The sequence below is a fragment of the Streptomyces sp. CB02009 genome, from assembly GCF_001905825.1.
GTDB lineage: Bacteria > Actinomycetota > Actinomycetes > Streptomycetales > Streptomycetaceae > Streptomyces.
In genome coordinates, this window is sequence record NZ_LIVV01000018.1 from 1 (window position 1) to 11891 (window position 11891).

Here is an 11891-nt window from a genome sequence, read left to right on the forward strand (position 1 = left end):
CTCGGTCGCGTCGGGGGCTCGGACGGGGAAACCAGCGCCGGGATCGGCGGGGAAGGCCGCGGCAGCCCAGAACGAGGCGCCGAAGACTCCGGTCAGGACCGGACCCCAGGCGCCTCCGGCACCTCCGCCCAGCGCACGGCGCAGCCCGACCGCGCCCGCGATCAACAGGGCTCCCGCAATGAGGAAGTTCATCGTCTGGATCCAGCCCGCCTCACCGAGGGCGAGCTGGCTGATCGCGTTGCGGCCGAAGTCGAAGCCCTCGCGGGTCAGTCCTTGAACGATGCCCACTCCGAGGAACAGCGGTCCCGCGACGACAGCCGCTGCCATCAGGCTATGAGCCGTCGCCCGCGAGGCCGGCGGCGAGGTGGGGACGGCTTGGGAACGGGCGCTGAGCGTCTGGGGCATGTCGGGGCCTTCCTCGTTCGGATTTTGTCGTAGACATGACCGATCGCGTCCGGCGAAGTCATCGATACGGCGAGAGTGTCCTGCGTCACCCGCCCACGGTGCGGCCGAAGCCGAACGAGAACGGGTGGCACAGCGTGTGCTGTGCCACCCGTTCTCAGGCAAGGGCCATGTTCTCCGGAACGTACGCGGGAACCGCACCGAGCAGCGCGTCGACAGCCGCCCGCCCCTTGCCACCGGCCTCGGGCATGAAGTGGGCGTAGTGGTCGAGGGTGATGGTCGGGCTGGAGTGGCCGAGCCATCGGGCGAGGGTGACCACGGACTCGCCGGCTTCGAGGATGATCGAGGCGTACGTGTGCCGGAGGACGTGGAATCCGTCCGGACTGCCCCACCACGTTGTCCCAGGGCAGCCTGGATCAGGTCGGCGACTCTCGTTTTTCCGGCCCCGGGCTGACCTGCGACGAACACAACGACCGGCCGTTCCTGCGGCACGGCCCCCCGCGTCCACTGCGGCAGGCGTGTGGACGATCGCGTTATTCCCCAGGGTGAAGTTCACGTAGTTCCCCAGGTCCCGCCTTGAGAGGGCTAGGTTGCGCCTGGCAGCCCCAGGGCGATCAGGAGGGCAGATGAGAGCTCTTCCGCGAACAGCGCCGACCCGGTGAGCGTCTGCCGGATGGCTTCCTCGTCGGGCGTCAGTCCGGCAGCGGCCGACCAGGCGAGAGCGCCGGCCACGGCCGGTTCGACGGGGAACTGCTCCAGAGGGATCTCGTAACTCTTCGCCATCTCCCGGTTGAGCAGGCCCTCCCAGCCGTCGCCGTCCGGCGTGAGGGCCTCGATGAAGCCCACGTCGCTATCGAGAAAGGACACCATGACAGCCGGTGTCCCCGTTCGCTGGACGAGGTTCGCAAGGCTGCACCGTCCGGCGTCGGCGAAGTCCGTCACCTGCCACCCGTCCGCCAACGCCTCCGTGTCGTCGATGTCTGTGAACCCCGCTGCCCGCATGAGCTGGTGCAGTTCCCCCGTGGACCGGGTCGCCAATGATCCGCCTGAATCTCCCATGGCCCGCAAGGTAGCCGATGCCTCTGACAAGCCAACTCGTGGCCCTGAGACGTCGGCATGGGAAGCCGGGGCGGCGAACCCTAGTGGGCCCGAGGACCCCCTGGGCGGCGCGGCCTTCAGGTCAGTCTTGTTCGTCCTGTCCTGCGAGGACCAGCGGTGAGGTCGAGCAGGCTCTCCATGAAGGCCTGGAAGCGGTGCAGGTCGTCGGCCCACCCTGGGACGGCCAGGTACTGCACGGTGCTGATGGCAACCGCAGCCTCACCGGCCGCTCCGTTCGGTGCGAGACCGCCCACCCGGACCCACTGGTCCCACATCACGTCGGCCATCAGGTGATGTACGAGCTCCGGGTTCTCCACGGCACGCGTCCACAGTAGCGCCACTGTGCCGGAGGCCTTCGTGCAGGCGCGGACCGCCGCGCACAGCAGCCGGTCGTCGGCCTGCTCGACCACCCTCATCAGCCCCGGAGGCCGTCCGCCATCGGGGACTGCGCCATGAGGTCGACGCCGGCGAGTTCGGCCTTTCGATGGGCGGCTCGGATGCGCTCGATCATCTCCCTGCCCTGCGGCCAGGTGGCCTCCCACGACTCCATCAGGCCCTCGAAGCCCACATCAGATGCCCCGCCGACCAGCATGCGGGCCCCCGGTTCCGTGAGCGCCCGGTGGAAGAGGTTCGGCATGGAGTGGCTCGGGGGCAGCTCGACACCGTCCTTGGCCGCGTATGCGCGCAGCGTTCCGTCCAGGTCCCGGCGCGGGGAGCGACGGTCCTGAGCAGCTGCGCCGCGAGTTCCTCCCGCGCTTCGAACGCGGCGTCGGAGTCGCCGCCGGGGACCTGATCCACGTTGAGACCGGCCTTCTCCAGGGGCTTGCGTATCGAGGAGAGCAGAGCGTCCCTCAGCCGCTCGGCGGTCTCCGGGGTGTCGGCGAGGGCCCAGCAGTACCAGCCCGCCCAGCTGACGCTTCGGCCCTGCCCCGACGCCCGGACCAGGCCCATGGTCAGGTGCACGACCTCGGGGCGGAGCGTGCCATCGGCGTCGCGCCAGTCCTTCGTCCTCGGCAGCCACAGCTGCTGCCGCCACCGTTCCAGCTGCGTGGCGGTGACGCGATACCCATGCTTGTCCACCTCGGCGATCAGTTCGAGTTCGAGGCGGGACGGCTTCGTACGGGGCATGGTCAGCTCCTGCGGTTCGGGTCGCCGGTGGACATGGCGGTGTAGACGGCGGCCGCCGTTCCCAGGGCGCTCGCCCACTCCTGGCTCTGCGCCGCGGCGACGCCGGCGGTGAGGACCAGGAGCAGGACGAGCACGCGGCTTCCCCGCGTGGGGTGAGGGGTGAGCGGGTTGTTCATGTGCGCGGAATCCTTCCGGGTGAACTCTGCCCGGCCATTCCGGGAGAGGCAGCGTCGCTCGGGAGGCCCGGGACCGGCTTGCACGACCAGTTCCTCATGCCATCCCGGGCGAAGTGCGGGAAACCTCGCGGGGTATGACACTTCGCCAGCCGTCCCTTCCCCTCATTGAGCCGTCTCCCTCGACCACCCGTACCCGGGTTCCAGACGCCGGCGAAGGCCCCGGGCCACCGGCCCCGCCGTGGATTCGCCCCCGCCGAACAGAAGCCCCGGCGCATGGCGCCGGGGCTCCACTCATGTGACGGCCCAACCGCAGACGACATGGCGCGCGCTGTCGCGAGTGGGTCAGCTCCCCCACTCCGGGGCGACGTTCCGGACCCATCCAGTGTCGACACGCATGACTGCTCCCCTCGCTGCGCGGGCCGGTGGTCCGGCCCTGGTGTGGCGACGCTACTTCTGACCAGCGGAAACAGGGAAGAAGTGGGCGGGGCCTTCGTCAGGAGGCGTGGCGGTAGGCGCCCGCCGGCCGGACCACGGTGTGCCCCCACCGGGCGTTCAGCTTGTCGAGGACCGGCTCGATGCGGAGCCGCGCCTCGCGTTCGGGGTCGAGGGACAGCTGGGTGCCGGGGCCGTCCTCGGCGGCGGTGAGTTCCTCGGCGGTGACGGTGACCCTGCGGACGCGCGCCCGCTGGAAGGCGAGCGCGTCCCAGCTGCGCCACACGGCCGTGCGGAGGTCTTCGGTGTGGCCGGAGGGGGTGGGGAGTTTCCGTGTCCGTTCGACGCGGGCGCCGTCGGCGAGGCGTACGGACAGGGTGAGGCCGCGGGCGATCTGCCCACGTGCGCGGAGCCGTTCGGCGAGCTCGGCGACGAGGTCCAGGAGCGCGGCCCGGACGAGGACGGGGTCGAGCATGTCCCGCTGGAAGTCATGCCGGGCCGAGGTCGACTCCGGCCGGCGGAGCGGCACCACGGCGCGGGGGTCGATCCCGCGGGCCCGCTGGCGCAGTGTCCGGCCCGCTCTGCCGCCGACGACGCGGCAGACGACGTCCTCGGGCATGGCGGCGAGGGCGCCGATGGTGTGCAGTCCGTACCGGCGGAGCGTCGCGGCTTGTGCGGCGCCGACCCCGTAGAACCGGGAGCGGGGCGAGGAAGGCGGTCACGGCTCGTTCGTCGGGGAGGTGCAGTACGCCGCCGGGGCCGGTGTGGGCCGAGGCGGTCGCGGCCGTCGCCCAGGTGTCCGCGACGCCGATCCGCACGTCGGTGCCGTGGAGGAGGGCGCGCACTCGCACGCGCCGGGCGATCTCGTCCGGCGTCGCCTCGTGCAGCCGGAGCACGCCGCCGATCTGCGCGAGGGCGGCGCCGGGCGGGATGGGCTGGACGAGGGGGGTCACGTCAGCGAGGAGGTCGAGGACGGTGCGGTACTCCTCGGGCTCGATGTCCGGACGGCATCGCACGTGCATGATCACGCATCGGCTCATGCCGCTTTCGCCTCTTCTCCGTGGCCGGTGTGGACGTCCCGCGGAAGGCGAGGAGAAAGCGGCTGCGCCGGTCGTCGACCTCATGGCCGCCCTGGAGAAGTCCGTAACGGACGCCCGGGAGCGCCGCGGCAAGACCAGCGGGGGTGAGGCGACCGTGCACGAGATGCCTGCGAAGCCGAAGAAGAAGGCGCCCGTGAAGAAGACCGCGACCAAGAAGACCGCGGCGAAGAAGGCGACCCGCCGGAAGACCGCCTGACCCGTTCGGGGCGTGTCCTGGAGGCCTCAGCGCGGGTTGGGCCCTGCGTGGAGACTGACGAACAGGCCGTGACCGGCGGCTACCCGGCGAGCCCTCGCCTGCCCCTGCTGACGGCGGCGGAGGCCCGGGACGCGGTCGGCTACCTGCTGCTGCTGGAATCACTCGACCTCACACCCCGCGGACAGGCCGCCGGCCAGCTCGCTGCGGACCTGGCCCGGCGGCTCCCCGCCGACTGAGCGCGGCACCGGCACGTTACTCGAGGATGCCGAGTTCGGAGTCCGGCCGGCAGATCTCGCAGGCCCGTATCCCGTCGGCGGTCAGCGCCCGGCGGGCCTCCTCGCGGCTGAGCGGTCTGCGATGCGGCGCGGCGAGGCGGCAGTCGCCGATGTGGATGCTGTCCGCGACCGGCCGCCCGCCCTCGCGCAGGAAGGACAGCACCCAGCCGGGACCCTCCGGGCGCTGCCGCACGGGGCGCAGGGCGGCCTCCCGGGTCTCGACCTCGGCTATCCGCTCCCGGACACGAGCCAGGGACAGCACGAGCCAGTGCTCCAGGGTCCGAAGCCGTGGAAGGTCTGGAGGCAGCTCGGACATCACGCACCCGTGCGCTTCTTCGCCTGGAGCTCAGCCACCTCTCGCTGATGTGCCTGGCACAAGGGGTTGCCACCGAATCCGTACCGGTGGCATGCGGCGTGGCAGCGCGCACATTTCCCGAGGAGCTGGGGAGGGCACATCTGCGGTGGGAGGTTCACCGGCCGGGCAGGGGTGGTCATGGCGCGCATCCTCGGGGCCGGGTGGACAGGTGCCGATGCGGCCGAGGGTAGGACTCGCGTCCGGCCTGGCCGTACCCGGCACGACTGCACCCGGATTCGAACAGGTGCTCTAATCAGAATACGGGGTACCCCGCACCCTCCGACGGCCGTGAGCGCCCCACCGAACAGTGGGCAGTTCGGGCGGCGTGACCCCATCGAGCGAGGTGACCGGCCACCCCGCCCCGCGTTGACCCGATCATGAACAAGATCATGACCGCGCTCGCCGCCGCGCTCCTCGCCGCCGCTCTCGCCCCCGCCGCAACCGCCGCCGCCCCAGCCCAGGACACCCGGCTCCAGCTCACCGCCGAGCGGACCGTAGACCGGGGCCCGGACACCGTGGCATTCGTCTGGCTGGACTGCCCCGCCAGCGACCGCCCCGCCCACCCCCACCGCGCCGAGGCCTGCGCCGCGCTCGACGCCGCCGGCGGCGACCTCGACCGCCTGCGCGGCGAGCCCGACCGCATCTGCACCGCCGAGCACGCCCCGGTCACCCTCTCCGCCCAGGGCACCTACCGCGGCCGCACCGTCGAATGGACCCGCACCTACGCCAACAACTGCGAAGCCGCCGGCAAGACCGGCGCCGTTTTCCACTTCTGACGGGCATTCCGCCCCGAACACGGGCAGGACACTCCTACCCTGATCTGCGAGGCGGGACCGAGCCGACTGGTCCTCAGCTCCCCGACCGCCTCGCGCAGCGCCCCTGCCACCCCCCCCAGGCAGGGGCGCTGCCACGTCCACTACGGACCCTCCAGTCACTCGTCACGGTGGACCCGCGCCGCGTCACCACCCCCCGCCGCCTCACCTGCGGAAGCGTGACGACCATGAAGCGCCGCACCACTCTTCTCCTCCTGGCCGCCGCCCTGACCACCGGCTGCGTAGCGGTCCCCTCTACCCCCGCTCCCGCACCACCTGCCGCGCGGCCCGCACCGCTCGCCCCCGCAGATGACAGGCCTCCGGCCCTGCTTCCGTCCGAGCCCAGGCCGACCGAGGCCCCTGCACGGGAAGAACTTGCCAGCGCCGGGGTCACACCGCCCACGCCCGGCCGCGCCGCCGCGAAACCTCCGGCCAAGGCATCGCCGCCCGCCCCATTCCCGGCTGGGCGGCCTGCCGCACGCCCCCACCCGCCTCACCGCCACTCCGCTGCCGCGAAGCCCGCGCCCAAGAAGACCCCGAAGGCGAAGACGTCGGCGAAACAGCGCAAGCAGACGCGGAAGCAACCCACGGCCCCCCGCCGCCAGCAGCCGGCGACCGGGCAGGCCCCCGAGATGCGTCAGCTCTGCCGCCAGGCCCAGGGCATCCAGGCGCCCATGGGCGCCGCCGACCTCTGCCGCAGCGTGTACGGCCGCTGATCAGACCCGCTGCGGCCGAGCCCGCTGCGCGTATGGGGAGCGGTTCAGGCGTCTGGAGCGGCCCTGCGCTGGACGTGCCCGATCTTGACCTGTCCGGTCGTGCCGTCGGCGTACTGGACCGTGCAGAGTTCCCCGGGCGGGGCCCCGCACTTGGGGCACGTGCCCACAGGCTTGCGCGGCCCAGGCGTCCGCTTCGGAGGTGGGGCCGCGTACTTGTTCTTCGAGGTGGACCGCGGGGGACGTTCGGGCCGGGCCTTCGGGTCACACCGGCTGTGCACCGGTTTGCCCCGGGCAGACCCGCCACCCCAGCTGAACAGAACCCGCTCGCCCGTGATCGGCCCCCCGCACATGCCACACACCATCGGGCCTTTGCGCGGGCGGGCGGACGCCGTCTCCTTCGGCTTCTTCGCCGACTGGGTCACCACCGTTCCGTCGGCCCGGGTCACCGTGACATCGGAAGCCGGCGGGACGTCGTAGAGGCGCAGGTTGGGCGTGGCGGTGTGGGTCTGTCCCTTCCGTCCGCCCCGGCCGATACGTCGAGTCATGCCGCAGAGCGTAGGGCAGCAGAGGACGAGCCCACGACGTCGAGACCGGAGCCGGACAGCGCAGACGCGCACCTCTCAGCGCACGCCGCACCCTTGCACCACCGCCAGTTGACCCTCGCGGCCTCAGTCAGCCTGGCTGGCTGACAGGCGAGTGTGACGCTCTGCCCTTCGGTACTTTGCCGCTCACTTCTCCGGAGTAGGGCATGCCGTGCTTCGCTGGAGGGGCATACCGCCGGGCCTTGGGGCGGGTCTGGTTCGCCGGTGCTCCGCAGTGAACGCCTTGGTCATGGTTGGCGAGTCCTGGGGCGGCGGACTCGGACGTGAGCTCTGCACGGGCTTTGATGTTGATTGCGGCGCCGATGTCGGCATGGGTGGCGTGGCCGCAGCGGGTGCAGGTGAACTGATCGCGGGTGCGGCGGCTCTTGGCGTCCACGTGCCCACAGCGGTTGCACGTCTGCGAGGTGTACGCCGGGTCGACAACGGTCACCTGGGCCCCGTACAGCAGGGCTTTGTACTCGATCTGGCGACGGATCTCGCCGAAGCCGACATCGAGGATGGCCCGGTTCAGTCCGGCCTTGGCCCTGACGTTTCGGCCGGGACTCTCCGCGGTGCCGCGTGCGGAGGCCGTCATGTTCTTCACCCGCAGGTCTTCCAAGGCCACGTGGGCATACTGAGTGACCAGCCGTTTGGTCACCAGGTGCTGGCTGGATGCCCGGCGGGCAGCCACCAGCGCGTGCAGTCTGGCGACCTGGTCCCGGGCCTCCTTCCAGCCCTGCGACTGCTCGTGAGACCTCAGCCCGCGCACATGCCGGCGTGCCATGCGCCGCTGCCACTTCCGCAGCTGCCGACGAGTGTTCTCCAGATGCCGGGGATTCTCGAACAGCTGGATCTTGTGGTCGTTGATGATCACCGGATCGGAGGTCGCGGCGAACACCTTCACGCCCAGATCCACCCCCACCGTGCCCGCCTCCCGCTGGCGCCGACTCGGCCGCGGTACCGGCCCGACCGGGACACGGACGTTGAACGCCGCCACCCAGCGGTGCCCCTCACGGGAGATCGTCACCGACTTCGCCACGCCGCCCCGGGCCAGCAACCGTGCCAGACGCCGCGCAGGACGATGAAGCCGCACCGAGAACGCCGGCTGACCACCGCCACCGCCGATCCGTACATGCCGCAGATCCTGCTCGACCAGCCGCACGGCGAACATCCGAAACGAATCCCGACACCGGCCACGCCGCTTGAACCGCGGATAGCCGACGGGAGCCCCCTTGCGCCGACCCGAGCTCTTCCAGTTATTGAACGCTGTATCCGCGTCCCGGAAGGCCTGCTGACACACGATCGCGTTCACCCCCTTCCACCACGGGAACAGCAACCGCGGCTCCTGGCCCGGCAGCAGAGGACCAGGCAGCGGCTGGTCCCGCTGCGCCAGAAAGATCTTCTGAACAGCGAACTGAGAGGGCACATCGACCTTCGGCGCGTTCCTGGCCGCCTCGGCCGGCGTCTGCCCCTGAGCGATCAGCCGGTCACGTCCATGGGCCCAGAGCTGTTGGGTACCGTGCTTGAGGCCGAGGGCGTAGTTGAAGCTGCAGCGCGAGGCGTCGGCGTAGCGCTGCAGGATCGCTCTCTGGTCTGCGGTGGGATCCAGCGTCTCCCGGACCACGACAGTGGTGGTGTTCTCGTCCATGCCCGCACCATCACACCCACCACTGATAAATGCGGCAAAAAGGTGAATAGCGAAGCCAATGCGCTGTTCTCTTCGGTTCATCTCATACCGTGTTGCTCGTTCGCCTCCCCAGGAGGCGAACTCGTCCCCTGGAGGGGGGAGTAGAGCGCCCGTGGACTGCACCAGCCGCAAGGCAAGGGCAGGAAACCCCTAGCCGCCTGAACGCGGCTGGGGAGGGAAGCGGGCAGGAGAGGGCTGGAGACAGCCTGCGACCAGGCAGCTGGTCGCCCAGAGCGGCCGGGTAACCGAGTCGCCCGTCCCTAACACGCCGATGGGTTACGTGCGGAGTACGACCTCTGCTGAAAACTTCAAAGTGGTGCCGAAGCTGCGCCTTCCAGTGAGAATGCCCAGGTTGCCGAGGGTCCGGCCCGCGCGTATAGGGGCGGTCCCGCGAGGTTCACGAGGTCGCCGACGTCCGGGGAGTCCGGCCCGCGCGTACAGGGGCGGTCCCGTGGCGTACACAATCGCACCCGCGAGCACCGAGTCCGGCCCGCGCGTACAGGGGCGGTCCCTGCGAGGCGGGACCCCGAGCCGACTGGTCCTCGTCCGGCCCGCGCGTACAGGGGCGGTCCCGTCTCGGTCACCGTCTCGTCCGAGAACGGCGAGTCCGGCCCGCGCGTACAGGGGCGGTCCCTGCCACGGAGCGGAGACGCCCCCGATGCCCTCGTCCGGCCCGCGCGTACAGGGGCGGTCCCGAGATGTGGCTCGCCACCCGCAGCCTCCTGCAGTCCGGCCGCGGGTGCAGGGGCGGTCCCACCGAGAACTCGACCATCACGGCCGGCGAGTTGTCCGGCCCCGTCCAGCCGCGGCTCCCGTACCAGTGCCTGCGAGGTCTGCTGACGCGTGTAGGCGGCCGTGGTCGGGCACACGGCACCCGCCGCCGCGGCGGCCGCGATGGCTTCCGGGTCCGCGGCGAGGTACCCGCGCATCCGGTCCAGGGCAGCCGTTCGCCGACGACCTGCTCCGTGCTGGTGGGCATACCCGTTCAACGACGGAAAAGCCGCCGTGGGCGCGGCCGCCAAGCCGTTGGCCCCGCTGCGTTCAGGGACAGACCGCTGCCGCCCAACTCCCTGATTCCGCCGCAGATTGGGCCGCTTGAAGCATCTGACCAGCCCTGATTCTGAGTGATAGATGGTATAGTTGTCTTGTTGGTCGGCGGTGGCAGCCGGTCAACAAGCCGAATCCACATCTCACTCTCCAGGGAGAGCCATGACCACGTCCGAATCGCAGGTCGCTACCTCCACCGCAGCACAGAAGGGGGAGAAGGAGCCCGTAAAGCCGACCGCGAACTTCGCAGGAATCCACGCGGAGATCATCGACGCTCTGAATTTCGCTGAGTTCGGAATTGCCCCGAAGGCGCAGCCTGCCGCTCAGCGCGGTGTGCTGATCGAGACCGGCGGCAACCGCATCGTCTTCAGCGCCTACGACTTCGAAACCGCGGTGTCGGTGATGGTTCAGGCGGCCACTCCCGGCGGGGAGGGCTCCTCGCTCCTCGACTTCCCGGAACTGAAGAAGACACTCGCAGCCATGGTCGCGGGGGAGACCAAGGCCGTGGCGGCCGGAACCCGCGTCTCCCTTGCCGGGGACCTGCTGGCCACCGAACACCTCACGGTGCCCATCACCACGCACGACATCGGCGAGTACACCCAGCCGCTGGGGGCCGTGCCCGCCATGGCCACCATGGACGCGCAGGCCTTCCTCGGTCAGCTCAGCCGTGTGCTGCCCGCTGCGGGCACCGACGACACGCTGCCCGCACTCACCGGTGTCCAGGTCACGCTGGACGGCGAGACGCTCACCATGGCGGCCACGGACCGCTACCGTTTTGTCGTCGCGGAAGTCCCCGTCACCATGACCGTGCAGCCGCCGGAGAAGCCGCTGGCCGCGCTCATCCCGGCTGCCACCCTCTCCGCCCTGGCCAAGCGGCTGAAGGGCCACGACGGGCCCGTGGGTATCGGCCTTCTCGAAGACGACCATGCCGAAGGGGATCCCGTGGCCACCTGGCCCACTCCCCGCGCCACCCTGTCGCTGGGCGCCATCACCATCACGATGCGCTCGCTGGACGGCAGCCTCCCCAAGTACAAGTCGCTGTTCCCCAAGGCGTGCGAGACGTCGGTCCAGCTCGACCGCGCCACGACCGTCCGGGCCGTCAAGAAGGCGCAGGGAGTCCTGACCGCCAAGGGCCTCAAGGGCGTCCCCGTCATGTTCGCCTGGGACTCTGACGGCAACCTCACGCTCGCCCCCCGGCTGGACACGGCCGAAGGCGATGCCCGCACCAAGGGCATGTCCATCCCGACGACCGTCACCCGCGGCACCGGCGAAGGCCTGCGCGGCGGCCTCGCCGCCTTCAACCCGAACTTCCTGCTGGACGCGCTCGGCACGTTCACCGGAGACACCATCACCCTGCACCTGAGCGAGATGAAGAACGGGCACATCAGCAAGCCCGGACTCTTCACCGAGGGCCCCGAAATGACTGGCCAGGGCTACAAGCACCTGTTGATGCACGTCCGCCTCTCCTGAGCGAACAGCCATCCGCGGGGGTGGGGCCCGCCGCCCCACCCCCGCCCCCGGGCGGGGAACGCACGGTCGACGGAACGAAGTACGGGCCCTACCTGTTCACCGGCGAGATCGCGTAGCGGAATGTCGAAGACCTGCACCGGGTTGGCTGCGGTCTGACCCCTGTGTTCGAGGGGGACCGCACCTTCCGCCCGTCAGGGCTGCTCAGGTGGAGTGTCCTGCCATTGCCATCCTTTGCCGGCCATGCACTCTTTGGTCCACTCCATCAAGAGATGCGCGCCCTCCTGGGCGCGGCTCACGTCCTTGCCACCGCCGTCCGTGAACCACTGGACGAGAAGGCCGCCGAGCGATCGGCGTCACCCGTGTCGCACACCACGCACAGCTCCAGGTGGATCAGACGCCCCTGCTCGCCATCCTCC

14 protein-coding genes, 2 pseudogenes and 1 CRISPR repeat array are annotated in these 11891 nt (G+C 70.5%); of the genes and pseudogenes, 4 read left to right on the forward strand and 12 right to left on the reverse strand.

Features of this window, described 5'->3' with window-relative positions:
* The 9 genes and pseudogenes from AMK27_RS40030 to AMK27_RS44020 form a co-directional block, all read right to left on the reverse strand.
* A partial coding sequence (locus AMK27_RS40030) for a DUF998 domain-containing protein (RefSeq protein WP_143204956.1) occupies nt 1–405 on the reverse strand: 405 nt, incomplete at its 3' end.
* 154 nt (nt 406–559) lie between these two features.
* A pseudogene (locus AMK27_RS40035) lies at nt 560–787 on the reverse strand (tyrosine-type recombinase/integrase); the annotation flags it as partial.
* A 32-nt stretch (nt 788–819) separates the two neighbouring features.
* Nucleotides 820–894 (reverse strand): annotated as a pseudogene (locus AMK27_RS44005) (zeta toxin family protein); the annotation flags it as partial.
* A gap of 93 nt (nt 895–987) precedes the next feature.
* Nucleotides 988–1461 (reverse strand): hypothetical protein, encoded by a 474-nt coding sequence (locus tag AMK27_RS40045; RefSeq protein ID WP_143204957.1) that lies wholly within the window; start codon nt 1459–1461, stop codon nt 988–990.
* A gap of 116 nt (nt 1462–1577) precedes the next feature.
* On the reverse strand, nt 1578–1916 hold the full coding sequence (locus AMK27_RS44010; RefSeq protein ID WP_073919355.1) for a hypothetical protein: 339 nt from the start codon (nt 1914–1916) through the stop codon (nt 1578–1580).
* Nucleotides 1916–2050, reverse strand: coding sequence for a hypothetical protein (locus AMK27_RS44280; RefSeq protein WP_274535772.1), 135 nt, complete (start codon nt 2048–2050; stop codon nt 1916–1918). The genes AMK27_RS44010 and AMK27_RS44280 overlap by 1 nt, the downstream gene beginning before the upstream one ends.
* Nucleotides 2050–2628: a hypothetical protein gene (locus AMK27_RS44015; RefSeq protein ID WP_073919357.1), complete on the reverse strand. Its 579-nt coding sequence runs from the start codon at nt 2626–2628 to the stop codon at nt 2050–2052. The genes AMK27_RS44280 and AMK27_RS44015 overlap by 1 nt, the downstream gene beginning before the upstream one ends.
* A gap of 2 nt (nt 2629–2630) precedes the next feature.
* Nucleotides 2631–2804 carry a hypothetical protein gene (locus AMK27_RS42880; protein WP_158076975.1) on the reverse strand — a complete coding sequence of 58 codons (174 nt, stop codon included), beginning with the start codon at nt 2802–2804 and terminating at the stop codon, nt 2631–2633.
* A 493-nt stretch (nt 2805–3297) separates the two neighbouring features.
* The gene (locus AMK27_RS44020; RefSeq protein ID WP_079188813.1) at nt 3298–3855 is read right to left on the reverse strand and encodes a DinB/UmuC family translesion DNA polymerase; all 558 of its coding nucleotides are present in this window, start codon (nt 3853–3855) and stop codon (nt 3298–3300) included.
* A gap of 503 nt (nt 3856–4358) precedes the next feature.
* Between AMK27_RS44020 and AMK27_RS42220 the strand changes: the two genes are divergently transcribed.
* Together AMK27_RS42220 and AMK27_RS40065 are read left to right on the forward strand one after the other, a co-directional pair.
* The gene (locus AMK27_RS42220) at nt 4359–4532 is read left to right on the forward strand and encodes a hypothetical protein (RefSeq protein ID WP_198956031.1); all 174 of its coding nucleotides are present in this window, start codon (nt 4359–4361) and stop codon (nt 4530–4532) included.
* 47 nt (nt 4533–4579) lie between these two features.
* Nucleotides 4580–4768, forward strand: a complete 189-nt coding sequence (locus AMK27_RS40065) for a hypothetical protein (protein WP_073919358.1) — start codon at nt 4580–4582, stop codon at nt 4766–4768.
* 16 nt (nt 4769–4784) lie between these two features.
* Here the strand turns inward: AMK27_RS40065 and AMK27_RS40070 are convergent, their stop codons facing one another.
* Nucleotides 4785–5069: a DUF6233 domain-containing protein gene (locus AMK27_RS40070; RefSeq protein WP_241847799.1), complete on the reverse strand. Its 285-nt coding sequence runs from the start codon at nt 5067–5069 to the stop codon at nt 4785–4787.
* A gap of 470 nt (nt 5070–5539) precedes the next feature.
* Here AMK27_RS40070 and AMK27_RS40075 point away from each other — a divergent pair, with 470 nt between their 5' ends.
* Entirely contained in the window at nt 5540–5938 is a 399-nt protein-coding gene (locus tag AMK27_RS40075; protein WP_073919362.1) for an SSI family serine proteinase inhibitor, read from the forward strand.
* Between the two features lie 1424 nt (nt 5939–7362).
* Here AMK27_RS40075 and AMK27_RS40080 read toward each other — a convergent pair.
* A complete protein-coding gene (locus tag AMK27_RS40080; RefSeq protein ID WP_073919363.1) occupies nt 7363–8919 on the reverse strand; it encodes an RNA-guided endonuclease InsQ/TnpB family protein in 1557 nt (518 codons plus the stop codon).
* Nucleotides 8920–9319: 400 nt separating this feature from the next.
* Nucleotides 9320–9653: a CRISPR direct-repeat array (repeat unit 29 nt; unit sequence GTCCGGCCCGCGCGTACAGGGGCGGTCCC).
* A 514-nt stretch (nt 9654–10167) separates the two neighbouring features.
* Here AMK27_RS40080 and AMK27_RS40085 point away from each other — a divergent pair.
* Nucleotides 10168–11475 carry a DNA polymerase III subunit beta gene (locus AMK27_RS40085; RefSeq protein ID WP_073919365.1) on the forward strand — a complete coding sequence of 436 codons (1308 nt, stop codon included), beginning with the start codon at nt 10168–10170 and terminating at the stop codon, nt 11473–11475.
* A 191-nt stretch (nt 11476–11666) separates the two neighbouring features.
* Here AMK27_RS40085 and AMK27_RS44025 read toward each other — a convergent pair whose 3' ends face one another.
* Nucleotides 11667–11771, reverse strand: a complete 105-nt coding sequence (locus AMK27_RS44025; protein ID WP_241847800.1) for a hypothetical protein — start codon at nt 11769–11771, stop codon at nt 11667–11669.
* Between the last annotated feature and the right edge of the window lie 120 nt (nt 11772–11891).